Source organism: Streptomyces sp. NPDC006193, assembly GCF_040613915.1.
In the GTDB taxonomy this organism is placed as follows: Bacteria; Actinomycetota; Actinomycetes; order Streptomycetales; family Streptomycetaceae; genus Streptomyces.
The window spans coordinates 1-25543 of sequence record NZ_JBEXTB010000049.1; the positions used below are offsets into that span (position 1 = coordinate 1).

Annotated in this window: 24 protein-coding genes, 1 tRNA gene and 3 pseudogenes; 13 read left to right on the forward strand and 15 right to left on the reverse strand. The window is 72.0% G+C overall.

What is annotated here, in order from left to right:
• Positions 1-807 precede the first annotated feature (807 nt).
• Positions 808-2271 (reverse strand): regulator, encoded by a 1464-nt coding sequence (locus ABZ261_RS28570; RefSeq protein ID WP_356864093.1) that lies wholly within the window; start codon positions 2269-2271, stop codon positions 808-810.
• Positions 2272-2509: 238 nt separating this feature from the next.
• Between ABZ261_RS28570 and lipB the strand changes: the two genes are divergently transcribed.
• From lipB to ABZ261_RS28595, 5 genes and pseudogenes are all read left to right on the forward strand, one after another.
• Positions 2510-3316: a lipoyl(octanoyl) transferase LipB gene (gene lipB / locus ABZ261_RS28575; protein WP_356864095.1), complete on the forward strand. Its 807-nt coding sequence runs from the start codon at positions 2510-2512 to the stop codon at positions 3314-3316.
• Between the two features lie 116 nt (positions 3317-3432).
• The gene (gene lipA / locus ABZ261_RS28580; protein ID WP_356864097.1) at positions 3433-4398 is read left to right on the forward strand and encodes a lipoyl synthase; all 966 of its coding nucleotides are present in this window, start codon (positions 3433-3435) and stop codon (positions 4396-4398) included.
• Positions 4399-4628: 230 nt separating this feature from the next.
• Positions 4629-4826, forward strand: a complete 198-nt coding sequence (locus ABZ261_RS28585) for a hypothetical protein (protein ID WP_356864099.1) — start codon at positions 4629-4631, stop codon at positions 4824-4826.
• A gap of 61 nt (positions 4827-4887) precedes the next feature.
• Positions 4888-5589 carry a DUF4191 domain-containing protein gene (locus ABZ261_RS28590; protein WP_356864101.1) on the forward strand — a complete coding sequence of 234 codons (702 nt, stop codon included), beginning with the start codon at positions 4888-4890 and terminating at the stop codon, positions 5587-5589.
• Positions 5590-5954: 365 nt separating this feature from the next.
• Positions 5955-6938 (forward strand): annotated as a pseudogene (locus ABZ261_RS28595) (acyltransferase); the annotation flags it as partial.
• 45 nt (positions 6939-6983) lie between these two features.
• Here ABZ261_RS28595 and ABZ261_RS28600 read toward each other — a convergent pair.
• Positions 6984-7355, reverse strand: coding sequence for an antibiotic biosynthesis monooxygenase (locus ABZ261_RS28600; RefSeq protein ID WP_356864132.1), 372 nt, complete (start codon positions 7353-7355; stop codon positions 6984-6986).
• A gap of 267 nt (positions 7356-7622) precedes the next feature.
• Here ABZ261_RS28600 and ABZ261_RS28605 point away from each other — a divergent pair, with 267 nt between their 5' ends.
• On the forward strand, positions 7623-9104 hold the full coding sequence (locus ABZ261_RS28605; RefSeq protein ID WP_356864103.1) for an FG-GAP and VCBS repeat-containing protein: 1482 nt from the start codon (positions 7623-7625) through the stop codon (positions 9102-9104).
• Positions 9105-9211: 107 nt separating this feature from the next.
• The gene (locus ABZ261_RS28610) at positions 9212-10261 is read left to right on the forward strand and encodes a Yip1 family protein (protein WP_356864105.1); all 1050 of its coding nucleotides are present in this window, start codon (positions 9212-9214) and stop codon (positions 10259-10261) included.
• A gap of 109 nt (positions 10262-10370) precedes the next feature.
• Here ABZ261_RS28610 and ABZ261_RS28615 read toward each other — a convergent pair whose 3' ends face one another.
• From ABZ261_RS28615 to ABZ261_RS28625, 3 genes are all read right to left on the reverse strand, one after another.
• The gene (locus ABZ261_RS28615; protein WP_356864107.1) at positions 10371-10874 is read right to left on the reverse strand and encodes a phosphoribosyltransferase; all 504 of its coding nucleotides are present in this window, start codon (positions 10872-10874) and stop codon (positions 10371-10373) included.
• A gap of 13 nt (positions 10875-10887) precedes the next feature.
• On the reverse strand, positions 10888-11463 hold the full coding sequence (gene dcd, locus ABZ261_RS28620) for a dCTP deaminase (RefSeq protein WP_161287729.1): 576 nt from the start codon (positions 11461-11463) through the stop codon (positions 10888-10890).
• Positions 11464-11562: 99 nt separating this feature from the next.
• Positions 11563-11721 carry a hypothetical protein gene (locus tag ABZ261_RS28625; RefSeq protein ID WP_356864109.1) on the reverse strand — a complete coding sequence of 53 codons (159 nt, stop codon included), beginning with the start codon at positions 11719-11721 and terminating at the stop codon, positions 11563-11565.
• A gap of 283 nt (positions 11722-12004) precedes the next feature.
• Between ABZ261_RS28625 and ABZ261_RS28630 the strand changes: the two genes are divergently transcribed.
• Positions 12005-12078, forward strand: a tRNA-Gly gene (locus ABZ261_RS28630).
• A 49-nt stretch (positions 12079-12127) separates the two neighbouring features.
• Here ABZ261_RS28630 and ABZ261_RS28635 read toward each other — a convergent pair.
• The 5 genes and pseudogenes from ABZ261_RS28635 to ABZ261_RS28655 all read right to left on the reverse strand — a co-directional run.
• Positions 12128-12457: pseudogene (locus ABZ261_RS28635) on the reverse strand (site-specific integrase); the annotation flags it as partial.
• 599 nt (positions 12458-13056) lie between these two features.
• Positions 13057-13143, reverse strand: a pseudogene (locus tag ABZ261_RS28640) (YdcF family protein); the annotation flags it as partial.
• A gap of 105 nt (positions 13144-13248) precedes the next feature.
• A complete protein-coding gene (locus ABZ261_RS28645) occupies positions 13249-14127 on the reverse strand; it encodes a hypothetical protein (protein WP_356864111.1) in 879 nt (292 codons plus the stop codon).
• A 114-nt stretch (positions 14128-14241) separates the two neighbouring features.
• Positions 14242-14898, reverse strand: a complete 657-nt coding sequence (locus tag ABZ261_RS28650; RefSeq protein ID WP_356864113.1) for a fasciclin domain-containing protein — start codon at positions 14896-14898, stop codon at positions 14242-14244.
• 71 nt (positions 14899-14969) lie between these two features.
• Positions 14970-16535 carry a molybdopterin-dependent oxidoreductase gene (locus tag ABZ261_RS28655; RefSeq protein WP_356864134.1) on the reverse strand — a complete coding sequence of 522 codons (1566 nt, stop codon included), beginning with the start codon at positions 16533-16535 and terminating at the stop codon, positions 14970-14972.
• Positions 16536-17011: 476 nt separating this feature from the next.
• Here ABZ261_RS28655 and ABZ261_RS28660 point away from each other — a divergent pair, with 476 nt between their 5' ends.
• Complete coding sequence (locus ABZ261_RS28660; RefSeq protein WP_356864115.1) at positions 17012-17596, forward strand: sigma-70 family RNA polymerase sigma factor; 585 nt, start codon at positions 17012-17014, stop codon at positions 17594-17596.
• Entirely contained in the window at positions 17593-18351 is a 759-nt protein-coding gene (locus ABZ261_RS28665; RefSeq protein ID WP_356864117.1) for an anti-sigma factor, read from the forward strand. The genes ABZ261_RS28660 and ABZ261_RS28665 overlap by 4 nt, the downstream gene beginning before the upstream one ends.
• A 315-nt stretch (positions 18352-18666) precedes the next feature.
• Here ABZ261_RS28665 and ABZ261_RS28670 read toward each other — a convergent pair whose 3' ends face one another.
• The 5 genes from ABZ261_RS28670 to ABZ261_RS28690 form a co-directional block, all read right to left on the reverse strand.
• Positions 18667-19260, reverse strand: a complete 594-nt coding sequence (locus ABZ261_RS28670; protein ID WP_356864118.1) for a hypothetical protein — start codon at positions 19258-19260, stop codon at positions 18667-18669.
• Positions 19261-19286: 26 nt separating this feature from the next.
• Positions 19287-19604, reverse strand: a complete 318-nt coding sequence (locus tag ABZ261_RS28675; protein ID WP_356864120.1) for a hypothetical protein — start codon at positions 19602-19604, stop codon at positions 19287-19289.
• Between the two features lie 326 nt (positions 19605-19930).
• On the reverse strand, positions 19931-20368 hold the full coding sequence (locus ABZ261_RS28680; protein ID WP_356864122.1) for a hypothetical protein: 438 nt from the start codon (positions 20366-20368) through the stop codon (positions 19931-19933).
• Positions 20369-20431: 63 nt separating this feature from the next.
• A complete protein-coding gene (locus ABZ261_RS28685; protein WP_356864124.1) occupies positions 20432-21118 on the reverse strand; it encodes a hypothetical protein in 687 nt (228 codons plus the stop codon).
• A gap of 128 nt (positions 21119-21246) precedes the next feature.
• Positions 21247-22278, reverse strand: coding sequence for a medium chain dehydrogenase/reductase family protein (locus ABZ261_RS28690; protein WP_356864126.1), 1032 nt, complete (start codon positions 22276-22278; stop codon positions 21247-21249).
• A 67-nt stretch (positions 22279-22345) separates the two neighbouring features.
• On the opposite strand from ABZ261_RS28690, the gene ABZ261_RS28695 reads away from it, so the two are divergent.
• From ABZ261_RS28695 to ABZ261_RS28705, 3 genes are all read left to right on the forward strand, one after another.
• The gene (locus tag ABZ261_RS28695; protein WP_356864128.1) at positions 22346-23005 is read left to right on the forward strand and encodes a TetR/AcrR family transcriptional regulator; all 660 of its coding nucleotides are present in this window, start codon (positions 22346-22348) and stop codon (positions 23003-23005) included.
• A gap of 378 nt (positions 23006-23383) precedes the next feature.
• Complete coding sequence (locus tag ABZ261_RS28700) at positions 23384-23587, forward strand: cold-shock protein (protein ID WP_070024256.1); 204 nt, start codon at positions 23384-23386, stop codon at positions 23585-23587.
• 180 nt (positions 23588-23767) lie between these two features.
• A complete protein-coding gene (locus ABZ261_RS28705; RefSeq protein ID WP_356864130.1) occupies positions 23768-25258 on the forward strand; it encodes a DEAD/DEAH box helicase in 1491 nt (496 codons plus the stop codon).
• Positions 25259-25543 lie beyond the last annotated feature (285 nt).

Here is a 25543-nt window from a genome sequence, read left to right on the forward strand (position 1 = left end):
CGCCGCGGCCGCGCGCGGCTTGCGCCCCGCGGGCGCCCCCCGGCGCCGCGGCGCCGGGGCGCGCCGAACGACACCCGCCACCCGCGACGGCACCGCCCCGCCGCCCGAGCGGACCCACCGCGACGACGGCTCCGCCCCGGCACCACCGCCCACCGCCGACGCACCGGCCCACCGCCCGCGTGAGCCGGACCCGCCGCGACGACGGCCCGGCCGGCACCACCGATCACCGCCGCGGCGGGGCCGCCGTCCGCTCCCTCGACCGGACGCACCACGACGACGATTCCGGGGGGAGGTCTCGGCTCGGCTGCTCGCAGCAGCGCCACCACCGGACGGCCCCCGCCCCACCCGCGGAACCGAGTCGGGAGACGACACCCGGGCCCGCCCCGCCGGCCACCGCCGCCCGAGCGGACCCACCGCGACGGCGACCCGGGCGGCGCCACCGACCGTCCCCGCCGGGGCGGGGGCTCCGGCCCCCGTCCCCGACCGGACCCGCCGCGACGGCGGCTCCGGGGGGAGGCGCCGCCCGTCACCGCCGCCGCGGCGGGTGGGGACGGCTGTCCGCCTGCCCGCAGCAGCGCGCTCCGCCCCCGCCCGCGGGACGCACACCGCCGACCGCCGTCGGACCGGCCCACCGCTGCCAGCGGGCACGCCCCGCCCCACCGGCACGGCACCGGACGGCCGCCGGGCCCGGCGCCGCCCCGCGGGCCTGCCCGCAGCAGCGCGCCCCGCCCCGCCGGCCGGTGCCGGACGGCCGCTCGTCGCCGTCGGGCTGCCCGCGGGGCGGCCGGTGGGCGGTGGCCGGCCCGGTCAGCCGAGTGCCGCGACCCTCTCGCGGTAGCCCCGCACCGGGGCCGCGTCCTTGTACGGCTCCAGGCGGCGCTCGAAGTCCCGCACGTACTCGACCGCGCGGGCGCTGCGCATCTGCGCCGCCTGGCCCGCGGCCTCGGCGGCCAGCGCACACGCCTGGTCGAGCTCGCCGAGGCCGAGGCGGGCGGTGGCGAGGACGACCCGGCAGAACAGCCGGCTGCGGGCGTAGGCGGGCGCGCGGAGCTGCAGGGCGCGTTCGGCGTGCTGGGCGGCGGCCCGGAACTGCTGCAGATCCCGGTGGCAGTGCCCGAACTCGTCGGCGAGCTGCGCCTCGTCGAAGAACGCGGCCCAGTACGGCACCTCGTCCCCGGCCCGCGCCGCCTCCAGGGCGCGCTCGGCCCGTGCCAGCGCGGCGGTGCACGCCCGGACCTCGCCCAGGACGCCGTGCGCCCGCGCCTCGGCGGCGTGCAGCAGCGCCTGCACGACCGGCGGGGCACCCGAGCCGACCCCCTGCTGGGCGACCCGCGCCAGTTGCACGGCCTCCCTGCCGTGGCCGAGGTAGACGGCCTGGCGGCTCATGGTGACCAGGACGAAGGAGCCGTACGCCCGGTCGCCGGCCGCCTGGGCGAGCCGCAGGGCCTGCACGAAGTAACGCTGGGCGAGCCCGTGCGCGGCGATGTCGTACGACGTCCAGCCGGCGAGCCGGGTCAGGTCGGCGGCGGCCGCGAACAGGCGCCGCCCGGTCTGCTCGTCGTAGCTGCCGCGGAGCATGGGCTCGCACTCGTGCTCCAGATAGCGCACCAGCGCCTGCCGGGCGTGGCCGCCGCCGAACCGGTCGTCGAGGGTGCGGAACAGCTCCCCCACCGAGTGCAGCGCGGCGATGTCGCCGCCGGTGACCCGGTGGCCGGGGGCGCGCTCGGCGTGGCCGCGGGCCCGCGCCGGCGTCCCCTGCTGCGGCGGGAGCTTCCCCGCGCCGGGCCGTCCCTGCGGGGGCACCCGGCGTGCCGGTTCCCGGGCCACCTTGTCGTCGGGTCTGCCGATCAGCCAGTCGCGGCTGGGCACGACGAGTCCGGCCGGGGTGAAGGCGATCTTGCGCAGTTCGGCGTGGCTGCCGGAGTCCTTGCGCCACAGCCCGCTGACGATGTCCACGGCCTCCTCCGGGGTGGCCGCGAACTCCAGCCCGGCGTACACCGGCGCGCAGGCGTCCAGGCCGAGGTCCTGGGCGGTGAGCCGGCGTCCGAGCCGGCGGGTGAACACCTCGGCGATGAGGGCGGGGGTCGTGCCGCGCGGCTGCTGCCCGCGCAGCCAGCGGGTGACCGAGGTCTTGTCGTATCTGAGGTCCAGCCCGTGCTCCAGGCCGAGCTGGTCGACGCGACGGGCCAGACCCGCGTTGGAGAACCCCGCTTCTGCGATGAGCGCGGCGAGCTGGCGGTTGGGGGTGCGCTGCGCGGGTCGGTCCGTCATCTGCGGTGCGGTCTCCTGCCTTCCGGGCCCCCGAAGTGCCCGGATTGCTTTGAACAGCCCTTATGGCCTCACGAACGGCGCGAATGTAGCCAAGAGTGAGCAGACGGTCGCACACTTCCCCACCCATTCATCCGATCGTGTGAGGAACGCCCGTAGGGCTGACGCGGCCCGGTCGGACGTACAGTGGCGTGGGCGCGTTGCACGCCTGACACGCCGGTCGCTGAGGGAGGCGCTTGCCGTGAGTGAGTTGCGGTTCGTCCGTATGGGGTTCGGTGCGGATGCCGTCGAGTACCAGGAGGCCTGGGACGAGCAGCGCCGGGTGCACGCGGCGCGGTTCGCCGACGAGATACCGGACACCGTGCTGCTCCTGGAGCACCCGCCGGTGTACACGGCCGGCCGGCGCACCGAGGACAGCGAGCGCCCGCTGGACGGCACCCCGGTCATCGACGTGGACCGCGGCGGCAAGATCACCTGGCACGGCCCGGGCCAGCTGGTGGGCTACCCGATCCAGAAGCTGCCGCGCCCGGTGGACGTGGTCGCGCACGTGCGGCGGCTGGAGGAGGCCCTCATCCGCACCTGCGCCGACTTCGGCCTGGAGACGACGCGGGTCGAGGGCCGCAGCGGCGTGTGGGTGCTGGGCGACCCGGTCGAGCAGCGGCCGGCGCCGGGAGGCGTCGGAGGGCTGTCCCTGGACCTGGACCCGCGGATGCACGACGAGGAGTTCGACCCCCGTCTCAACGGTCCTGAGTACGCCCCCTCGAACGCGGGCCAGCGGCGCGAGGACCGCAAGATCGCGGCGATCGGGATCCGCGTCGCCAAGGGCGTCACGATGCACGGCTTCGCCCTCAACGTGAACCCGGACAACGCCTGGTTCGACCGGATCATCCCGTGCGGCATCCGCGACGCGGGCGTCACCTCGCTCGCCGGCGAGCTGGGCCGGGACGTCACCGTCCAGGAGGTCCTGCCGGTGGTCGAGAAGCACCTGAGGGACGTCCTGGAGAACGCCGAGCTGAAGCCGCGGGCGGTCGAGAAGGCGTCCGCCTGAGCGTCCGCGAGGGGGAATGCGCCCTGCGGTCGTGGGGTTCACCTCAGCGGCAGGGCGCAATGAACACGGGCGTACGCTGGTGTACGCCGAAGAATCGAAGTCACAGGGAGCCGGTCGTGTCCGCAGTCGCACCCGACGGACGCAAGATGCTGCGCCTGGAGGTCCGCAACAGCCAGACCCCCATCGAGCGCAAGCCCGAGTGGATCAAGACCCGGGCGAAAATGGGTCCCGAGTACACGAAGATGCAGAACCTCGTGAAGAGCGAGGGCCTGCACACGGTCTGCCAGGAAGCCGGCTGCCCGAACATCTACGAGTGCTGGGAGGACCGCGAGGCGACCTTCCTCATCGGCGGCGACCAGTGCACCCGGCGCTGCGACTTCTGCCAGATCGACACCGGCAAGCCCGAGGCGCTCGACCGCGACGAGCCGCGCCGCGTCGGCGAGTCCGTGGTCGCCATGGACCTCAACTACGCGACGATCACCGGCGTCGCCCGTGACGACCTGGAGGACGGCGGCGCCTGGCTGTACGCCGAGACGGTGCGCCAGATCCACCGGCAGACCGCGGACCGGGAGGGCGGCCGTACGAAGGTCGAGCTGCTCGCCCCCGACTTCAACGCGGTGCCCGAGCAGCTGGAGGAGGTCTTCTCCGCCCGCCCCGAGGTCTTCGCGCACAACGTCGAGACCGTCCCGCGGATCTTCAAGCGGATCCGCCCCGGCTTCCGCTACGAGCGCTCCCTGAAGGTCATCACCGAGGCCCGCGACTACGGCCTGGTCACCAAGTCGAACCTGATCCTCGGCATGGGCGAGACCCGCGAGGAGGTCAGCGAGGCGCTGAAGCAGCTGCACGACGCGGGCTGCGAGCTGGTCACCATCACCCAGTACCTGCGTCCGTCCGTGCGCCACCACCCGGTGGAGCGCTGGGTGAAGCCGCAGGAGTTCGTGGAGCTGAAGGAGGAGGCCGAGCAGATCGGCTTCTCCGGTGTGATGTCCGGCCCGCTGGTGCGGTCCTCGTACCGGGCCGGGCGGCTGTACCAGATGGCGATCGAGAAGCGCGGCTCCTACATCGCGGCCCAGGCGGTGTGAGCGGCGGGTGCCGGTTCACACACACGCACCTACCGGCCGGTAATGGCCGAGTCGACGCGGTCCCGGGCGTTCTCGCAGATGAGGGCGCTCCTCGGGGCCGCGTCGGCGTTCCCGGACCCCGTACCCGGGCTTCACCGGTGTTTGACCGGTCGGACACCCGCTGGTAACACCGAACCGTGACCTTGTTATCACGCCCCGTACACCATCCGCTCCGAAGGGGGACCACGACCATGCAGGCCGCGCCGGTACGCGCCACCGCCCTCCCGTCCTTCACCGAGGCCCTGCGCGCCGTCGAGTCGCTGCTGATGAGCGGCGGTCAGCGCACCGCCCGCCGCAACGCCTGGACCTCCGTCCTGGAGGACCGCCGCCGCGCCAAGGACCGGGTGGAGGCGCAGCGGGTCCTGGACCAGGCCGCCACCCGGCCCTGACGCCGGGCCCGCGAGGGCACTGCCGTCGTCCGCGCTTCGGGGGCCACGTAGACTGCGTGCCATGGCGAGGAAGGAAACCGCGGCGGACGCCGCGAATGCCGGGCGACTGAAGCAGATCGCCCTCACGTACAAGATGACCCGGAAGGCCGACAAGACGATCGGCCTGGTACTCGCGGCCGTCGGCATCGGCACGCTCGGTGTCTTCCTCGCGATCGGCTTCCTGCTCGGCCACCCGGTCTACCTGGGGATCTTCGGCCTGCTGATCGCCCTGCTGGCGACGGCGATCGTGTTCGGCCGCCGGGCCGAGCGGGCCGCCTTCGGCCAGATGGAGGGCCAGCCGGGGGCCGCGGCCGCCGTGCTGGACAACATCGGCCGGGGCTGGACGACCACGCCCGCGGTGGCGATGAACCGCAGCCAGGACGTGGTGCACCGGGCGGTCGGCAAGGCCGGCATCGTGCTGGTCGCCGAGGGCAACCCGAACCGGGTGAAGAGCCTGCTGGCCGCCGAGAAGAGGAAGATGAACCGCATCGTCGCGGACGTGCCGGTGCACGATCTGATCGTCGGCAACGGCGAGGGCCAGGTCGAGCTGAAGAAGCTGCGCACGACCATGCTGAAGCTCCCGCGCGTGCTCACCGGCCCCCAGGTGACGGCCACCAACGACCGGCTGCGCGCCATGGGCGACCTGATGAGCAACATGCCGCTGCCCAAGGGGCCCATGCCGAAGGGCGTCAAGCTGCCCAAGGGCGGCCCGCGAGGCCGCTGACACCCCTCCCGCCCCGCCTCCTCGGACCGTCCCCGGCTGCCGCCGCGTCCCCCCTGTGGTGACCCGCCGACCGTGGACGGTCCGCCCCTTTTCCACCCGCGGACGCCGCGGACGATTCACGCCAGGAGCGGCGAGAACCGGCCGGATCGGGCATCTCGTCGAACCGCTCCACCGGACGTCCCGTACCAGTCGCTGCGGGTGGCACCGCGCCGCCCGGCGCAGGCGCATGGCGCAGCCACGTCCCACAGGATGGATCGATCCCGGTGCATGCGAGGCGTCCGGTCAGCGGCGGTCCGGGCTCAGCCCCCTCAGCCCCCTCGAGGGGCCGGCGGGAGGGAGCGATCGGGGCATCCGTTCCTGGGCAGGTGCCCGGCCTCGACGGCCTGCGCGGTCTCGCGGCGCTCTATGTGGTCCTGTTCCACTGCTGGCTCTACACGTTCCCGGGCTATCCGGACAGTTCGGCGCCCCCATGGCTGGACGCGCTGATGTTCGGGCGTCTCGCCGTCGTCTTCTTCCTGGTCCTGTCCGGCTTCTCACTGGCCCTCTCCCCCGCGCGCCACGGCTGGCGGCTCGAAGGCGTCTTACGGTTCTTGCGCCGACGCGCACGGCGCATCCTGCCTCCGTACTGGGCGGCCCTGGCCATGAGCCTGATCATCTCGTGGTTCGTGGTGCCCGCCTCGCATCTCGGGCCGCCCACCGGCGCCTCGGTCCTGGTGTACGGCCTGATCGCCCAGGACATGCTCACCGCCCCCACACCGAACGGCGCCTTCTGGTCGATCGCAGTGGAGGCCGAGCTCTACCTCCTCTTCCCCGTCCTGCTGTTCGTCCGACGGCGCATGGGCGCGGTCGTCCTGGCCGCATGCGCCCTCCTGCCGGTGGTCGCCCTCGGTCTGACGGCGGCCGGCGGAACCCCTGCGGAGGGCGACAACCGGCTCACCCCGCATCTCGCCCCGGTGTTCGTCGCCGGCATGCTGGGCGCGGGAATCGTCGCCGCACCCGACCGGCTCCGGCGCCTGCCGTGGGGATGGTCAGCCGTCCTGGCCGCAGTTCCTGTCGTCGCTCTGGGCGTCGTCAAGGGCTCCGTCTGGACGGTCACCCATTACTTCTGGGTGGATCTCGCCGTCGCGCCGGCCATGGCCATGCTGCTGGCCGCTGTCGCCACCGGCAGACCCGCCCTCCTCGTACGGCTCCTCACCGCACGCCCGGTCCAGCGTCTCGGGAGCTTCTCCTACAGCCTCTACCTCATCCATCTGCCCCTCGTGCTGGCCGTCGGCCGCCGAGCGGCCCCGCATCTCGTCGCACCCGGCCTGCCCACGTTCTGGTTCACGCTCATCGTGGCGCTGCCGGTCTCCGTGCTCGGGGCCCGGCTGTTCTCCGTGATGTTCGAGTCACCCTCAGGCCGTCCTCGTGCGCCCGGCGCACCGCCGCGGCCAGCTCCTCCACCGAGGCCGGCGCCACCTGCCGGGCCGGCCGGCGAAGGACCACAGGGTGGAACCGGAGGCAGCCGGCTTCGGACGCTCGGCGCCCTCGCCGCCGCCCTGGTGCGCGGACTTCATCGGCCCCTCCATCCACGCCTGGAACGACTCCTCGTCCCGCCAGCGGGTGTAGACGAGGTAGGTGTCGGTGCCCTCGACGGGCCGCAGCAGCTCGAACCACTCGAAGCCGTCGGAGTTCTCCACGGCGTGGGCCCGCGAGGCGAACCGCTTCTCCAGCACCTCCCGCTGCTCGGCGGGTACGGTCAGCACATTGATCTTCACTACGCTCATGGGCCCATCCTGGCGCACCGACGGGCGGCGCACCGCGTGTCCGGCGCTCACACACCCCGTGCCGCCCCGCACGCGGCCGCCCCGGACCGTCGCGGCGCCCCGCGGACATTCCTCGAACACGCGTACAACCCTGTGGCCTCCCGGCGGGTCTCCTGATCGCCGTTCGTCTCGTGAACCACGGGACAACCCCTGGTGAACACGGACGGACCGCACCCCATTGACTGCGGGCGCCCCGCCGGGCGTCCCCCGCATGCCGCAGGAGAACGCATGCACACGCACTCACGACTCGTCCTCGCGACGGCCACCGCGGCCGCGCTGACGGGCGGTCTGCTCACGTTCGCCGCGTCGCCCGCCACCGCCGCCGACTCCGTCACGGTCGCCAAGGCCGACTTCAACGGCGACGGCTACGGCGACATCGCCACCTCGGCGGCCACCGCCTACGTCAGCAACCGGAAGAACGCCGGACAGGTCGTCGTCGCGTACGGCACGGCCACCGGCGTCTCCTCCGCCAAGCGCACCACCCTCAGCCAGAACAGCACCGGCGTCCCCGGCACCGCCGAGGCCGAGGACATGTTCGGCGGCGACCTCGCCTACGCCGACTTCAACGGCGACCACTACGACGACCTCGCCGTCGGCTCCCCGGGCGAGAAGGTCGGCACCGACGCCAACGGCGGCAGCCTGACCATCCTGTGGGGCTCCCCGACCGGCCTGACCGGCAAGAGCACCGGCGTGTCCGACCCGGCCGCCTCCTCCCACGACTACTGGGGCAAGAACCTGGCCGCCGGCGACTTCGACGGCGACGGCAAGGCCGACCTGGTCGTCGGCAGCTCCGCCGCCACCCTGTACCTGTACCGGGGCGGCTTCACCACCGCCGGCGCCCACGGCAGCCGCACCACCGTGAAGCCGCCCATCCAGTCGGGCACCAACGACTACCCCTACGGCCCGCTGAACCTGACCGCCGGGGACGTCAACGGCGACGGGCGCACCGACCTCGTCGTCGACGGCTACGAGACCAGGACGCGGTACGGCTGGAACACCAACTACTGGCTCCCGGGCACCACCAGCGGCCTGAGCGGCGCCTCCGCCAAGACCCTCAAGGCCGGCATCGTCACCGCCGTCGGCGACGTCAACGGCGACCACTTCGGCGACATCGTCAGCGGCGCCGACTGGGACACCACCCTCGGCGACGGCACCTCCGTCCCCGACTCCGCCACCGGCGGCAAGGTGAACATCACCTACGGCTCCGCCTCCGGCCCGGCCGCCACCACCGGCATCACCCAGAACACCGGCAACGTGCCCGGCGCCTCCGAGAAGGGCGACGCCTTCGGCTGGGAGCTCGACCTCGGCGACATCAACGGCGACGGCTACCAGGACCTCGTCGTCAGCAGCCCGCAGGAGGACATCGACGGCGTGTCCGACACCGGCAACGTCACCGTCCTGTACGGCTCCGCCTCCGGCGTGGACACCGCCTCCGGCATCCAGGCGTTCTCCCAGGGCACCGCGGGCGTCCCCGGCGGCGACGAGACGGGCGACCTGTTCGGCGCCGAGGTCAAGCTCGACGACGTCACCGGCGACGGCAGGGCCGACCTGGTGATCGGCTCCTACGAGAACGGCGGCGACGGCGCGCTCACCTACCTGCCGTCCGACGGCAAGAAGATCACCACCTCCGGTGCGCGGGCCTTCGGGGCGGACTCCGCGGGCGTCTCGACCTCGGGTGCCCCGCAGTTCACCGCCGTCATGGCGGACTGACCCCCGCCGGCCCGCCGGGGCCCGGCGCCGGCCCGCGGCAGGCCCGCACGGGATGCGGCGCGCGCCCGGAGCCGCCCCCGGCGTCACGCCTGACGGTCCCTTAGGGGATGTCACAGGTCGGCCGCAAAGCCGGGCCCGGAGCGCCGGGCCCGGCACGCCGGCGTCCGGGACCAGGTACGTTCGATGACGTGGCTGGATTCAGGATCGGACGCGGGGGCAGGGACGACCGCACCCCCCAAGGACAACAGGCCCCGCAGGGACCGTCGTACGGACACGGGCAGGGGCACGGGCACGGGCGCGGCCCCGCTCAGGCCGGGGGACCGCCGTACGGTCAGCCGTCGTACGGGCGCCCCGGCCCCTCGTACGGCTACCCGCAGGCGCCGCAGCCGCCGTACCCGCAGCCGGGGCGGGCGCACGGCCACCCGGGGCCGGCCGACGACGGGCCGGAGTACTTCGGCGACGGCGGCCACCCGGGCCACGGGCACGGCGCGCACGACCCGTACGCGGCCGACAACCCGGGCCACACCCAGGTGTTCTCGGTCGACGAGGCCGCCGGCTACACCCACGGCGCGACCTACCACGCCGGCGCGGCCACCGCACCCGCCGCGCCGCTCGGTCCGCCCCTGCACTGGAAGGAACTGCTGAAGGGGATCTTCCTCTCCCCCGACCGGACCTTCCTGCGCATGCGGGACTACACGATGTGGGTGCCCGCCCTCGTCGTCACCTTCCTCTACGGCCTGCTCGCCGTCTTCGGCTTCGACGGCGCCCGCCAGGACGCGATCAGCGCGCCCCTCGCCGACGCGGTGCCGATCGTGCTGATCACCGCGGTCGTGATGGTGCTCGGCCTCTTCGTCCTGGGCGTGGTCACCCACACCCTGGCCCGCCAGCTCGGCGGCGACGGCGCCTGGCAGCCCACGGTCGGCCTGTCCATGCTGATCACGGCCCTCACGGACGCGCCCCGCCTGGTCGTCGCCATGTTCTTCGGCGGCGACGCCGGCTTCGTGCAGATCCTCGGCTGGGCCACCTGGGTCGGCGCGGGCGCCCTGCTCACCCTGATGGTCTCCCGCTCCCACGACCTGCCCTGGCCGAAGGCGCTGGGCGCGGCGGCGATCCAGCTGGTCGCGCTGCTGTCGATCGTGAAGCTGGGCACGTTCTAGCCGTCCCGCACGGCGGAGAAGGGGCCTCCGGCACACCGGCCGGAGGCCCTTCGCCCGTCCCGGCCGCGAGCACGGTCACCCGCGCCGGCGCCCCGGTGCCCGCGGCGCCTCAGGCGTCGAGAACCTGCCCGCCCCGCCGCACCACGGGCGGCTCGACGCTCCACGGGAAGTTGATCCAGTCCTCGGTCCGCTTCCACACGTACTCGCACTTCACGAGGGAGTGCGACTTCTCGTAGATCACCGCGGAGCGCACCTCGGCGACGGTGTCGAGGCAGAAGTCGCGGACCAGCTTCAGCGTCTTGCCGGTGTCGGCGACGTCGTCGGTGATCAGCACCTTCTTGTCGGAGAAGTCGATCACGTTGGGCACGGGCGCCAGCATGACCGGCATCTCCAGGGTGGTCCCCACACCGGTGTAGAACTCCACGTTCACCAGGTGGATGTTCTTGCAGTCGAGGGCGTAGGCGAGGCCGCCCGCGACGAACACCCCGCCCCGCGCGATGCTGAGCACTATGTCGGGCTCGTAGCCGTCGTCGGCGATGGTCTGCGCCAGCTCCCGGACCGCGGCGCCGAACTGCTCGTAGGTCAGGTTCTCCCGCACGTCTGCGCTGCTCATGCCGTCGCCTCCCTCACACCTGGGTCCGGTGGAAGTTCAGGTAGGACCGCGAGGCGGTCGGCCCGCGCTGCCCCTGGTACCGGGAGCCGTAGCGCTCGCTGCCGTAGGGGGACTCGGCCGGCGAGGTCAGCCGGAACATGCAGAGCTGGCCGATCTTCATCCCCGGCCACAGCTTGATGGGGAGCGTGGCCAGATTGGACAGCTCCAGGGTGACGTGCCCGCTGAAGCCGGGGTCGATGAAGCCGGCGGTGGAGTGCGTGACCAGCCCCAGCCGCCCGAGCGAGCTCTTGCCCTCCAGCCGCGAGGCCAGGTCGTCGGGCAGGGTGATGACCTCGTACGTGGAGGCCAGCACGAACTCCCCGGGGTGCAGGATGAACGGCTCGTCCCCCTCGGGCTCCACCAGCCGCGTCAGATCCGCCTGCTCGACGGAGGGGTCGATGTGCGGGTACCGGTGGTTCTCGAACACCCGGAAGTACCGGTCCAGCCGCACGTCGATGCTCGACGGCTGGACCATGGATTCGTCATAGGGATCGATCCGTACCCGCCCGGCGTCGATCTCGGCCCGGATGTCCTTGTCTGAGAGAAGCACGTAGCGAGGATACGCAAGGCGCGCGGAGCCGTGACAATCACGACGATCCCGCGCGCCCGCTGTGACAGCCCGGCTACCGCCGGTCCCGCACTCCTGCCGTCACTGCTTCTGCAGCTCGACAGGCACCGCACTGCGCAGCCGCGCACAGCGCGGACAGCGCACGAGGCGGCCGGGGCCGAGCCGCTCGGCCTTCTGCATCGGGAACGAAGCGGTGCTGAAGACGTGCCCGTCCGCGCATCGGACGACGGTGCGTTCCATCAAGTCCCTCAAGTCCCTTCCCCAAGAGCCGCGTCCGGCGTTCCTACCCGGACGACAAAAGCCACATTACGGGATCAAAGAGACGACTCTCCACGCGGCACTCCGGCCCTCTCACACCCTGCCCCCGACGCCCCACCGTACGCCCCAACTCCGCCCGCCCGCAGCCGGATCCCACTCCCGAAAACGCACCGAGACCCCCGGGGTCCGAGCACCGGGGGTCTGCGATGATGTAAAGTGAGCAAGCGTCCGGACACCGGCCCCTCCAGGCCCCGTCCGTACTTACGCGGGTGTAGTTTAATGGTAGAACATCAGCTTCCCAAGCTGAGAGCGCGAGTTCGATTCTCGTCACCCGCTCCATGCTGAAGGCCCAGGTCAGAGACCTGGGCCTTGTTGTTGCGCGTGGTGATCAGTCGCCGCGTGCCAGATCCGTGCCAGAAGGCTCGTCGGCCGCCTTCTTGGCAGCCTCAGCCCGAGCCTTCCGAACGGTGGCATCGAGGCCGGCGGCGACCTCTTCCTGCCGCTCCTCGTCAGAGTGCTGGTAGATCAGCGCGGCCTTCTCGGAGGACTGCCCGGCACGGACCATCGTGTCCTTGAGGGTGGCGCCGGACCGGGTTGAGAGGGTGTGCCCGGTGTGGCGCAGGTCGTAGAAACGGAAGTCGTCGGGGAGCCCGGCGGCGGCTCGGGCACGGTGCCACTTCCGGCCGAAGGAGGTGCGACGGAACGGTGCGCCCTTCTCGCGGACACCTCCGTTCAAGCGGGTCCGGCCCTCCGCTCGTGACGAGCGCCCGGACGGCCTGGCGGGCCGCCAACAGACTTGGAGAGCGTGCGCTTGCGCTCGGGGTACCGTGCTGGTCATGTCAGCCAGACGTGTCTGTCCACGCTGTGAGCAGGACTGGGTCCAGCCATACCGTTTCAAGGCTGATGGGGCATGCTTCGCGCTGTGCACTGAGTGCGACTCGTTGTGGTGGCCCCGCGAGACGCTCAGTGTCGCGCAAGCGCACTTCCTCGACGATGTCGTCGCGGCACGCCTGGGCGTGGTGGGCAACCCATGGGGTGACCGCGTCTGGGCCGACGTCATCGAGCCGGTACCTGTGCTCCAGCGCTGAAGTCCGCCGCACCACAAGAGCACCAGATCGTGCGGGGAACAGCGGGGAACCACGGTCAATGCAGCGGTGCCAGGCAGCGGCCTCCGCCATGGGTTTTCCCAGGTCAGTGCCTGACAAGACGGCCCGTTATCGCAGAATCCCAAGCTGAATGCGCGAGTTCGATTTTCGTCACCCGCTCCATGCTGAAGGCCCAGGTCAGAGACCTGGGCCCTTTGCTGTCGGTGGTGATCTCTTCGCCGATGGACTTGATGTAGTCATCCGGCTCCAGTGGCTCGGAGGCGCAGACGACGTCCGCCTCGGGCCACAAATTCCGGCAGCATCGCAGCGCCATCGGCGTATCTCGCAGCCGAGGGTCCGTCCAGAACGTCTCAGACCGGGTCCGGCCAGGCTGCACTGCAGCCGGGGGCACCGGTCCGTCAGATCACCAGGGCAGGCATTCCGGGCGGCGGTTCCACCACCATCCGTGTGCCGAGGCGGCGTCCTTCCCCGGAAGCGGCTCCTTGCCGAGCAAGCCATCCGTGTCGTCGACTGTCAGGTCGGCAAAGAGGTCGTCCAGCGACTCAAGAGCGTTCTGCAGGAGGACGGTTACGTTCGGGGGGAGCTGATTGCGCAGTTGCTCCAACTTGTCGCGCGCTGCTAGGCGCTCGACGTAGAGGTCGGACGGATACCAGCCGGAGGGGGCCCAGGCGGCTTCCATCTGGCGGACGAGTTTCTCCCAGGCGATCAGGGAACTCCTTGCCGTCCGGAACGGGGTTCCCGGGGTGTCGCTCTCCTTCGGATGCATGCGGTGCAGCTGCGCGGCGAAGACGTCGCTGAGCGGGGTGGCGATCCTCAGTTCACGGACCACTTCGGGAATGCGCGCCACCGTGACGTGCGGGAGCCGGTCGATGGGCGCCTCGACCCTGTCGATCGTGTAGCGGGGTTCTTCGTCGTCGGTCTCATACAGACGTGACCGTGTGACGAGTCCGCTCTCCGTTGCCAGCCAGTACGCGCTCGGCGGTGCCTCCTCGGCGGGGAAGAGGACCAGGGCGCCTGCGGACCGGGCGAAGGCGGATGCCAGCTCTCGCTCGCTGGGTCGCGGCTGCACCGACTCATGGACATAGATGTCGAGAGACGTGGACACATCACCCAGGACGGTCGCCATCTCGCACAGCACCAGGGCATCCCAGTTGCGCAGGTCCTGGTCTGTGTCCTCGTCGGCGACGTCCACCGCCTGGACGCCCACGTCCAGACACTGCGCAAGTGCGGCCGTGACGGCGTCGAGAGTCAGGGGCTCCACGATGAGGAGGTGGTACGTCATGGTGAGTAGGTCCCGTTGTGAATGTCCAGGGCCGTCTGTACGGCCTCTGGGTTGTTCGTGAAGCGCGCAAGCGGGCCGGGCGCCCTCTCACGGGCGCCCGGCTGTGGACGGCCGTCAGCCGGCGGGCATCAGGACGGTGTCGATGATGTAGACGTTGGCATTGGCGGTCTTGACGTTGCCGCAGACGACCTTGGCGGAGTCGTTGACGGTGTACGACTCACCGGACCCGCTGGTCGTGATCTTGCCCTTCTCCAGGGTGGCGAAGGAACCGTCGGCCAGGTCCTTCGGCATCAGCTTCTTGCCGACGACGTGGTAGGTGAGGATCTTCGTCAGCTGGGCCTTGTCGTTCAGGACCTTGTCCAGGGTCGCCTTGGGAATCTTGGCGAAGGCGTCGTTGGTCGGGGCGAAGACCGTGATGTCCTGGGCGTTGTTGAGGGTGTCGACCAAGCCGGCCTTCTTCACCGCGGTGACGAGGGTGGACAGCACCGGGTTGTGGGAGGCTGCGGTGGCCACCGGGTCCTTGGCCATGCCGTCGAACGAGCCGGCACCGTTCTTCGGCACGGCCGCGCAGGCCGGGCCGAAGGGCTGGTCGGCCATCGAGGTGCCACCGGCGCCGGTCCTCCCGTCGTCCGAGGCGGACGCGGAAGCCGGGGCCGAGCCGGACGCCTTGGCGGAGGAGCCGCTGTCGCTCCCGGAGCAGGCGCTGAGCGCGATGGGCAGGACAGCGGCGGCGGTCACGGTGACGGCGATACGACGGATACGAGTGTTCATGGTGTCCTTCTCCTGTGGTTGACGCGGTGGATGCCGCGACGTTGATCAGATGCGGGGGTTGGTTCAGGGGGTCAGTCGACGGTGACCACGACGGAGTGCCGGCCGCTGGCGCCGTCCGGGATGGTCCTGGTGCGGTGTTCGGTCTGGACCTGACCGGTGCGGTCGGTGGCCCGGACGGTGAGGATGTGGCCGCCTTTGGTGGCCTGCCAGGGGAAAGACCACTGGCGCCAGGTGTCGCGGGTGTCCTCGGCGGCCAGGGTGGCTTGCTGCCAGGGGCCGTCGTCGACGCGCACCTCGACCTTGTCGATGCCGCGGTGCTGGGCCCAGGCGACGCCGGCGACCATGACGGTGCCGGTCCTGGGCCGGGCGAAGGGCTTGGGCGTGTCGATGCGGCACTGGGTCTTGATCGGCGCCTTGCGGGCCCAGCCCCGCTTGACCCAGTAGGCGTCGTAGGCGTCGAACGTGGTCAGTTCGATGTCCTGGATCCACTTGCAGGCGGAGACGTAGCCGTACAGGCCGGGCACGACCATCCGGACGGGGAAACCGTGCTCGAAGGGCAGCGGTGCGCCGTTCATGCCGAGCGCCAGCAACGCGTCGCGGCCGTCCATCAGGTCCTCGACGGGGCTGCCGATCGTCATGCCGTCCACCGAGCGGGCCACCAGCTGGTCGGCCGGTCCGCCTCGGGTGGGTGGCTTCACGCCGCACTCGGCGAGCAGGTCGGCAAGGCGTACACCGATCCAGCGCGCGTTGCCGACGTAGGGTCCGCCCACCTCGTTGGAGACGCAGGTCAGGGTGATGTCCCGCTCGATCAGCTCACGGCGCAGCAGATCGGCGAAGGACAGCGTGACCGGGCGGGCGACGCCCTTGCCATGGACGCGCAGACGCCAGGTCCTGGCGTTGACCTTCGGCACCACCAAGGCGGTGTCCACCCGGTAGAAGGCACTGTTCGGGGTGGTGAAAGGGCTGGTGCCCGCGACCCTCACCTGCGCGCCCCTGGGTACCGGGGCAGCGGGTGAGGCCGGCGCGGGGAGTACGACGTCCCGGCGGGACGCGGCCGCGTCCTGGCCGCGTGCTCCGCCGACGGAGCGCCCCAGGGCTCCTACCCCCGCCGACGCGGCGGCGGCCGCGGTGGCCGCGATCACGAACCCGCGGCGGTCCCAGCCGGCTCCGTCCCCGGCGCCCGGTCCGGAAGCGGTCGCGGCTCCGGCCGGGTGTGCCGGCCGCCGCAGGCGTCCGATGAGAAAGTGCAGCAGCAGCGCTCCCGCCAGAGCACCGGCGAGGGACGGCACCGCGTCGACGGGCCCGGAGGAGTCCGGGCGGCTGACAGCGGCGATCGCACCGACGACGCCGATGAGGAGGACGCCCGCGGCGCCCGCGCGCCGGTTCCGCAGCGCGAGGACTCCGAGAGTCAGGGCGAACAGCACCAGTACGGCCAGAATGCCGAGCTGGAGCACCAGCTTGTCGTCGGTCCCGAAGTGCCGGACGGCCCAGTCCTTCACCGGCGCCGGTGTGCGGTCGACGGCCGCGCCCCCGACGGCGACGACGGGCCCGGCCTGCGGCCGCACCCACGCGGACACCGACGCGGCCACCGCCAGTGCCGCTCCCCCGGCCACCAGACCGCTGACCGCGCCCAGCACGCCGAGCACCGGCCGGCGCCCGCGGCCCCGGCCGCCTGGATTCGTCGTCTCGTCCGTCACGCGGGGAATCCGTGCCGCGCAGGGACGCGGATTGGTCCCTCCCCCGATCTGGTGAATGTGTTTCTCGCACCAATCCGGCCGGGCAACGGCTACGTATCAGCTGGTTGTCCGGATAACGCGGGGGCGCTCGCGAAGAGGAATGCGCGGGGGCGCCCAGGAATACGGCTGGATCGGTGCCAGCTGCTTCGACGGTGGCCGCCGATGTCGGCGCAGGTGGTGCCTAACGCCGGGTTGAGCTGGCCGGTGACCAGCGGCGCCCGCGCGCCGCGCCGGTTCGCTCAGGCACTGTGCGAACCTGCGGATCGGCTGACAGCTCCGGCGCACGGGAGCAGCCGTGGAACCCGGTGCTCGGACCAATCCGCGGGCCGAGCAGTATCGGATTCCCCCCGGACAGTGCACGCCGCGGGAGGAGCCTCGTGAAAGAACCGGTGTACATCGGCAAGAACCCTGTCGGCGAGCCGGACCTGCAACAGTTGATCAGCAGCGTGGCGCTCGGCGATCAGGAAGCCTTCGCCGCCGTGTACGACACGGTGGCCGGCCCCGTGCTGGGCGTCGTGCGCAGTGTGCTGCGGGACCGGGCGCAGTCGGAGGAGGTGATGCAGGAGGTTCTGGTGGAGGTGTGGCGTACCGCGGCGCGCTATCGCCCGGACCGGGGTACCGCGATCAACTGGATCCTCACCCTCGCTCACCGGCGGGCGGTGGACCGCGTCCGGTCCGTCGAGGCCTCTGCGGCGCGCGAGACCAAGGCGGCGCTGCTGGATCGGCTGCCGGCGTACGACGAGGTCACCGAGCAGGTCCAGACCCGTATCGAACAAGAGCAGGTGCGGCGTTGTCTGCGCACCCTGACGGGACTGCAGCGCCAGGCCGTGACCTTGGCCTACTACCGCGGGCTGACCTACCGGCAGGTGGCCGAGGCCCTGGCGCTGCCCCTGGGAACGGTCAAGACCCGGCTGCGGGACGGACTGATTCGGCTGCGCGACTGCCTGGGGGTGACCGCGTGAAAGCCACCGAGGATCTGCACACGCTGACCGGTGCGTACGCGCTGCACGCGCTCGGCGAGGACGAGCGGGCCGCCTTCCAGCGGCACATGAGGAACTGCCCGCCCTGCGCGCAGGAGGTCGCGGAGTTCTCCGCCACGGCGGCGCGCCTCGGGCTGGCGGTGTCCGACGCGCCCCGTCTCGCGTCGCGTGGGGAGGTGCTGCGGCGCATCTCCGGGGTGCGGCAGGAGCCGCCCCGGACGGCGGAGCCGGCGCGGCCGAGGTGGACGGTGGTGCTGCGCGCCCGGCGCACGTCCCAGTGGGCACTCGCCGCGTGCGTCGCCGCGGCGGCGGCCTTCGGCGGTCTCGCCGCGTGGCAGCAGGATCAGGCCGATCAGGCGCGCACCCAGGCTCATCGGGCAGAGGCGCGGGCCGAGGCCATGGCGTCCGTGCTGGCCGCGCCCGACGCGCGCACCACCACAGCCCGCCTCGCCGGCGGTGCCCGTGCCACCGTCGTCGTCTCCCGCAGCCTCGACCAGGGTGTCTTCGTCTCGGCGAGGATGGAGCCGCCGCCGAGTGGCAGGGTGTACCAGCTGTGGCTGGACGACCACGGCACCATGCTCTCCGCCGGCCTGATGGACCCGGGCCGCACCAGCCAGGCCGTGCTGCTGCACGGGCCGGTGCAGAAGGCTTCCGGTCTGGGCATCACTGTGGAGCCCGCCGGAGGCTCCGACCGTCCGACCTCGGCCCCGATCGCCCTGGTGGCCTTCCCGGCCTGAGGCCGACGCCGGACCCTCCACGGGCGGGAGGGTCCGGCACGGCGACCCTCACTTCCCCAGATGCGCCGGCAACGGCCGCAGCACTTCGATCCGATCACGCGGCAGGCGCCGGCTGCGGGACAGTGCCGGTGTCAGCTGTCGCAGGCGGTCCGGGGACCGTCCACAGTCTCGTGGACCTTCAGCACCTGATCGGCGCGAGTCGTCGCCGGGACGCGCCGCAAGGATGCGGCACGCACGCCAGGGCCAGCGCGGCGCTGCAGGGCTGCCATCGCGCGCGGTGGAGCCGACGGCTCCACCGCGTGGCAGCAGGCCCGGTCACCCACGTCCGACTGTGAGGGCCCATCGAACGCCGGAAGGCGCTTGCACACTCACGGTTCCTTGCTTGCGGGTGTGCTTCAGGTTCAGCTGGTTGTACGTGCTGCTGACTCCCCCGGCATCGCACTTCAGCCGGAAACTCAGTCCGACTTGTTGGACCAGGATCGCCATCTCACCCTCGCCCTGGCAGTTCACCATGATGGACAACGGTCCGGCTTTCAATCCACCCTTGATGTCCAGCTCCCTGTTGCCGGCAGCGTTCACCGCCTTGGCGACGACCTCTCCGTCCGGCAAGGTCGGCGCCTTGGTGACGGATTCGCCGGGGATGTGATCGGCACGATCCGGGCTGGGTGACTGTGCCGAAGAGGACGCCGTAGAGGCGGAAGACGTGTGGCGGGCATCCGGGGCGTCGCCGTCGCTGCTGGTACAGCCGGCAGCAAGCGCGGCAGCAACGGCCAGTGACGCTGCAGGCATCAGCTTTCCCACAGATACCAACCCACCCGCGAGGACGACGTCTCCAGCTTGCCGCTCACGGCTCTCCCCCTCGCCGGTGACCTGGCGCTTGGCGGCCTGCTCGACGACGGCCAGGTCCACTCTTCCAGCGTGTGGTGAACGCGGCATCATTCCTCACGATGCTGAGCGAACACCCGCTCCTGCTCGTCCCGCCAGGTCCACTCGGCCGGCCGGGAGAAGGGCAGGCTCCTGGCAAGGCGGGAGAACTGGTCGGACGGCTCCCGGCTGGCCTTGTTCACCACGATCGCCGAAAGCATCGGTGCTCGTCCGTCTTCGTTGCCGTAGAGGCAGACGTCCTTGAGCAGATAGGTCATGACTCCGCGGTGAGGCGGGATCGACTCGAAGCCCAGTGCCGCCAGCTCGGCGCTCAGCTCCCCGTACGTGATGACCTGTCCCTGCCGGGCCCGCTTCCGCAGAATATGCACGGCCGCTTCCCTCGCTGCCGGGTACTCCGGATCCTTGCGCCTCATTGGCCCCCCTGTCGCGTGGACACTGCCCAGCCGGCGCATCGTACCGGCCGGGCACCGGGCCATGGCGGTACAACAGCGAAATGCGGCAGCCTGTCCGGCCTCAGCCGACCACCACCGTTCACCAACGGCCTTCCGGCCAGCCCCGATGACCCTCGACAGGCGCTCAGTCAGGAATTCGGAGGGAACAGCCGTGCCGGGTCGCTCCGATGGTCATGCGGAGACCTACGGGGAATCGCGCGTGGTCAGGGCGCTGTGCCGTCTTCACTGACGCCCAGGTCCTCTCACATGGTCGCCCGCAGCGCAGCAAGGGCGTCGTCATAGGTCCGGCGCCCCTCCAGGTACGCGGCATCGGTGACCAGGGCCCCTTCCATCACCCGATCACGGAGGTCACGCAGCCGGCGGAAGGCATCCTCCGAGGCCTCCACGACGCGGCCGGGCGCACTGATCGTCATCTGGTACCGCAAGCCGATGCACGGCCCGAACGCTTCGCGAGCCGTGGTGCGGCGCGTCGAGGGTTCCATGTCCGGGTCCCGCGCGAGGTTGCCGCAGGCGTGACGGGCTGCGGACAAGCGGGCCAGGTACTCCCCGTACAGGGTGCGACGCGCTTGCGTCTCCCGATCCAGGCGCTCCCGCTTCCACCGTTGACGGTCCAGAAGCATGGCGGAGCCCGTGGCGATCGCCGCGCCGACTACGGTGCTGACCAGAGCGAACCACTGCATGGGCCGACCGTAGCCACTGCCAGGGTCCCCGCCGGCCCCGCTCCGCCCGATGCGAGGGGCGTCTCACGCTGCGTCTCGTTCGGCTTCGCGGAGCCACGTGCGCCAGACATGGCGGGTGTTCGGAGTGCCGGGGCGGTCGAGGAGCCACAGCACGTAGCGGGCGTGGCGCCGTGCCGCGGGGTTGTCCGAGCGCTGTGCCGTGTGGAGTCTGTCGCGCAGCTCGTCGCCGTCCACCGCCCGGGCCACACGCACGTACTCGCGGTCCTTGCACCGGTAGGCCCGCTGGACCACCAGGTCGACCAGGTCGACGAGTTGCGCTCTCAGGTGCCGATCGTGCCCAGTGGCGGCCAGGTCACGGATCAGGGTCTGTTTCGCGCCCCAGGCCTTGGCGTGCTCCGTCCACTCCTGTGGATGACGTGCCTCCCACTCCAGGAAGAGCAGGGCGAGGGGCAACCGCGGCCACGCGCTGATCTCCCCGTGCGCGTACCCGCTCCCGCTCCACAGTGCTCCGGGGAAGCAGCGACCGCAGGCTCTGCGGTAAGCCCGCATCCTGGCTCGGGACAGGAGCCTCGGGAGCCGGCCTTCGTGCAACCGTGCCCACGCCTCCTCCGCCTCCGTGCGGGCTCTGGCGTGACGGTCGAGGGCGGCGGCGCGCTCAGCGGGGTCCGGTGACACCAACCCGTAGGCCCACGCCAGGTCCTCGCTCCACCGGTGGTCGTCGTCGAGGCCCGAGCCTGCCGCTTCTTTCATGGGGGAGATCATCCCTTGGCGCATGTCACGGCACCGCAGTCATCGGCCGGACGGTCTCGTCGTCCCGGACGGGGAGCGGGTCGGTGCCGCTCGCCTCCTGCCGGACGTGCTCGTCTCCCGGGCGCCCGCTACGGGGTCAGGACGACCTTCCCCGCGACAGTTCCCGACTCGGCCAGCCGCAGGGCCTCGGCGACGCGGGTGAGCGGCAGTTGCGCGGCGATCTGGGCGGTGAGCTCTCCGCGCTGGAGGGCGGCAAAGACCTCGGTGAGGTCGGCGCGGAGCCGGGACCGGAACCGGTTCCTGGCCAGGGCCCGGCCGGCCCAGACGTTGAAGAAGCAGGCGCGGCGGCGGTTGGGCAGCGCGTTCCACAGCCACACCCGCAGGAGCAGCTTGACGACGGGCCACTGCTTGGAGCCCTCGGCGTCACGGGTGGAGGCGCTGCCGTAGGAGACGAGCGTGCCGCCGGGGGCGAGGAGGCGCCAGGAGTCGACGATGCCGCGGCCGCCGACATGGTCGAAGACGGCGGCCACCCCGTGGGGGGCGAGTTCGCGGATCCGTGCGGCGACGTCTTCGGTGCGGTAGTCGACGGGGACGACACCGCGTTCCCGCAGGGCATCGTGGTGGCGCGCGGACGCCGTGCCGATCACGCGGGCGCCGGCGGCCCGGGCGAGCTGGACCAGGACCGAGCCGACGCCGCCGTTGGCGCCGTGCACCACGACGGTCTGCCCCGCGCGGACGCGGGCCTTGCGGTGGAGCATCTGCCAGGCGGTGATGCCGTTGACGACGAGGGTCTCCGCCTCCGCCGCGCCGATCCCGTCGGGCACGGGCACCACGTCCGCCGCGTCGACCAGCACATGGCTGGCCCAGCCGCCGACCTTGACCAGCGCGGCGACCCGGGTGCCGACCAGGCCGGGGTCGACGCCCTCGCCGGCCGTCAGCACGGTGCCGACCAGGTCGTAGCCGGGCACGAACGGGAACGGCGGCTGGTCGTAGTAGCGGCCGCGGCGCATCTGCTGCTCGGCGAAGGAGACGCCGGTCGCCTCCATCCGGATCACGACCTGGCCCGGACCCGCCACGGGGACGGCGCCGTGCCGGATCAGGAGTCCCTCGGGCTCGACCTTGCCCGGCAGGACGACCTCGACCGGAGTGGTGAGAGTCAATAGTTTGCGTGATAACCTCTAACGGATCTTATGAGTCGGCCGCAGTGGTGCGGAGAGGTGGCAGTCAGTGGCGGATCGAGACACGAAGAGCCCGCGCGAGCGCTACCGCGCCCAGGTGCGCACGGAGATCAAGCAGCGCGCGTGGGAGCAGATCGCCACGGCGGGGGCGTCCGCGCTCTCCCTCAACGCGATCGCCAAGCAGATGGGCATGAGCGGCCCCGCGCTGTACCGGTACTTCGGCGGCCGCGACGAACTGATCACCGAGCTGGTCAGGGACGCCTACCGCAGCCTCGCCGACACGTTCCGCGCCGCCGGCGAGGCCGGCGCCGACGTGACCGCGCTGGCCCACGCCCTGCGGGGCTGGGCGCTGTCGGACCCCCAGCGCTACTTCCTCGTCTACGGCACCCCCGTCCCCGGTTACCACGCGCCCGACGACATCACGGCGATCGCGTCCGAGATCATGGCGACGCTCCTGGACGCGTGCGCGCGACTGCCCTCGGACCTTCCCGCGACAGCGTTCGACGCGCACCTGGAAGGGCGCGGGGCGGACTGGGCGGACGGCCGTTCCGTCCCGCCCGCGGCCCTCCGCCGGGCCCTGTCCTTCTGGACCCGGCTGCACGGCGTCCTGTCCCTGGAGCTCGCCGGGCACTTCACCGGAATGGGTCTCGACCCCGCGCTGCTCTTCGCCGCCGAGCTGGACGCACTGGCCGGCCCGTCGGCGGACTGACCGCCGTGTGTCCTTCGTCTCGTTCCGGGCTCCGGGCGCGGCCGCCGGCGTCTCGCCCGACGGCGGCCACCGCGGCCGCGCACGGGGCGTCGCGCGAGGTCACGGCCCTGGGGGCGGAAACGGCCGACGGCGGCTCGTCGCCGCGCAAAACAATATCTGTGGTCGCGACGTAAGAAATCGGCACGGCGCACGGGAAGTATTCCCGGATGCGGCAGACGGCGCCGAAAAACTCCACCCCACAGGGCCGATGTCCCCGTGCTACTGTCGTCATCAGTTGCAGGTGTGGTTGCCAGAAGGTCTTTCCGACGGCTGATCATCACGGCGACACGGAATGCGCACAGGGTGTATTCCTGACACCGTCTCCGAAGGAGAAACACAATGGCTACTGGCACCGTGAAGTGGTTCAACGCGGAAAAGGGCTTCGGCTTCATCGAGCAGGACGGCGGCGGCGCCGACGTCTTCGCCCACTACTCCAACATCGCCACCAGCGGCTTCCGCGAGCTGCTGGAAGGCCAGAAGGTGTCGTTCGACATCGCGCAGGGCCAGAAGGGCCCGACGGCCGAGAACATCGTCCCCGCCTGACGCACCGGCGCTGACGCGTACTTCGCCGCCGGGGCCCGCACCTACGGGTGCGGGCCCCGGCTCGCTTCATTCCCAGGGTGATTACGCCCTGTCTTTTCCGGCTCGTTCTCGCGATTCTCTGCGCCGCTACTCATGCTGCGGAAATTCCTTGATACGCGCCCGCATCGAGGAAGGTTCCCCATGAACCGCACACGCACCACGCGCGCCCGCACCACTCGCACCGAGGACCGCTTCGGGGGACGCGCCTCCGCGGGCCGTTCCGGCGGCCCCCGCCGCTCCGCCGGCCACGGCGGCCGGCAGACCGCTCCGGGCGAGTTCGCGCTGCCGAAGACGGTCACGCCCGCGCTGCCCGCCGTCGAGTCGTTCGCCGATCTCGACATGCCGGCGCCGCTGCTGGCCACGCTCGGCCGGCTCGGCGTCACCGCGCCGTTCCCCATCCAGGGGGCGACCCTGCCGAACTCCCTGGCCGGCCGTGACGTGCTCGGCCGCGGCCGCACCGGGTCGGGCAAGACCCTGGCCTTCGGCCTGGCGGTGCTGGCCCGTACGGCGGGCCGGAGCGCCGAACCGCGCCGTCCGCTGGCCCTGGTCCTCGTCCCCACCCGGGAACTGGCCCAGCAGGTCACCGACGCGCTCGCCCCCTACGCCCGCTCCGTGGGCCTGCGCCTGGCCACCGTCGTCGGCGGGATGTCCCTCGGCAGGCAGGCCGGTGCGTTGCGCGCCGGCGCAGAGGTGGTCGTCGCGACGCCCGGCCGGCTCAAGGACCTGATCGACCGGGGCGACTGCCGGCTCGGCGACGTCGGCGTCACGGTCCTCGACGAGGCCGACCAGATGACCGACATGGGCTTCATGCCGCAGGTCACCGCCCTGCTGGACCAGGTGCGCCCCGAGGGCCAGCGCCTGCTGTTCTCGGCCACCCTGGACCGCAACGTCGACCTGCTGGTCCGCCGCTACCTGACCGACCCGGTGGTCCACTCCGTCGACCCGTCGGCCGGCGCCGTCACCACGATGGAGCACCACGTCCTCCACGTGCACGACGCCGACAAGCACCGCACGACCACCGAGATCGCGGCCCGGGACGGCCGGGTCATCATGTTCCTGGACACCAAGCACGCGGTGGACCGGCTGACGAAGCACCTGCTGAACAGCGGTGTCCGCGCCGCGGCCCTGCACGGCGGCCGGTCCCAGCCGCAGCGCACCCGGACCCTGGCGCAGTTCAAGGACGGCCACGTCACCGTCCTGGTGGCCACCAACGTCGCCGCCCGCGGCATCCACGTCGACAGCCTCGACCTGGTCGTCAACGTGGACCCGCCCAGCGACCACAAGGACTACCTGCACCGCGGCGGCCGCACCGCCCGCGCCGGCGAGTCCGGCAGCGTCGTCACCCTCGTGACCCCCGGCCAGCGCCGCGGCATGAGCCGGCTGATGGCGTCCGCCGGCATCACCCCGCGGATCACCCCGGTCCGCTCGGGCGAGGCGGAGCTGAGCCGCATCACGGGCGCCCAGGCGCCCTCGGGCGTCCCGGTGGTCATCACCGCGCCGGCCGCGGAACGCCCCCGCCGCGCGTCCGGGCCGTCCCGGAACCGCCGCGGCCGGGTCGGCCAGGGCCGCCCCGCCGGCACCGGGGTGCGCCGCAGGGCGCAGCGGCGGCCCGGCGACGGCCCGGCCGCCTAGGACCTGTCCGCCGAGGCCCTGTCCGCCCGGACGACCTGGGTGACCCGGGTGACCTGGGTGACCAGGGTGACCAGGGTGACCTGGGTGGCCGTGTCGTTCCGAGTCGGAGGGCATGGGTGTGCGCGGCGGGACGGCTGCGCACCGGACCGCGCCGGACCGCGCCGGTACGGCTCGGCGGCGGTGCCGGGCCCGGCGGGGATATGCGTACGGGCGGGAGACCGCCCTCAGGAGCCCGGTGGGGGCCCTGGGCCGGGGCCCGTCGCCGCCGTCCTCGGCGCCGGCTTC

Excerpts from the sequence above, each read along its gene's own strand:
- ABZ261_RS28570 (WP_356864093.1), bottom strand. The coding sequence starts at position 2,271 with ATGACGGACCGACCCGCGCAGCGCACCCCCAACCGCCAGCTCGCCGCG.
- ABZ261_RS28585 (WP_356864099.1), top strand. The coding sequence starts at position 4,629 with ATGCAGGCCGCGCCGGTACGCGCCACCGCCCTCCCGTCCTTCACCGAG.
- ABZ261_RS28590 (WP_356864101.1), top strand. The coding sequence starts at position 4,888 with ATGGCGAGGAAGGAAACCGCGGCGGACGCCGCGAATGCCGGGCGACTG.
- ABZ261_RS28600 (WP_356864132.1), bottom strand. The coding sequence starts at position 7,355 with ATGAGCGTAGTGAAGATCAATGTGCTGACCGTACCCGCCGAGCAGCGG.
- ABZ261_RS28605 (WP_356864103.1), top strand. The coding sequence starts at position 7,623 with ATGCACACGCACTCACGACTCGTCCTCGCGACGGCCACCGCGGCCGCG.
- ABZ261_RS28610 (WP_356864105.1), top strand. The coding sequence starts at position 9,212 with ATGTCACAGGTCGGCCGCAAAGCCGGGCCCGGAGCGCCGGGCCCGGCA.
- ABZ261_RS28615 (WP_356864107.1), bottom strand. The coding sequence starts at position 10,874 with ATGAGCAGCGCAGACGTGCGGGAGAACCTGACCTACGAGCAGTTCGGC.
- ABZ261_RS28625 (WP_356864109.1), bottom strand. The coding sequence starts at position 11,721 with ATGGAACGCACCGTCGTCCGATGCGCGGACGGGCACGTCTTCAGCACC.
- ABZ261_RS28645 (WP_356864111.1), bottom strand. The coding sequence starts at position 14,127 with ATGACGTACCACCTCCTCATCGTGGAGCCCCTGACTCTCGACGCCGTC.
- ABZ261_RS28650 (WP_356864113.1), bottom strand. The coding sequence starts at position 14,898 with ATGAACACTCGTATCCGTCGTATCGCCGTCACCGTGACCGCCGCCGCT.
- ABZ261_RS28680 (WP_356864122.1), bottom strand. The coding sequence starts at position 20,368 with ATGCAGTGGTTCGCTCTGGTCAGCACCGTAGTCGGCGCGGCGATCGCC.
- ABZ261_RS28685 (WP_356864124.1), bottom strand. The coding sequence starts at position 21,118 with ATGAAAGAAGCGGCAGGCTCGGGCCTCGACGACGACCACCGGTGGAGC.
- ABZ261_RS28700 (WP_070024256.1), top strand. The coding sequence starts at position 23,384 with ATGGCTACTGGCACCGTGAAGTGGTTCAACGCGGAAAAGGGCTTCGGC.
- ABZ261_RS28705 (WP_356864130.1), top strand. The coding sequence starts at position 23,768 with ATGAACCGCACACGCACCACGCGCGCCCGCACCACTCGCACCGAGGAC.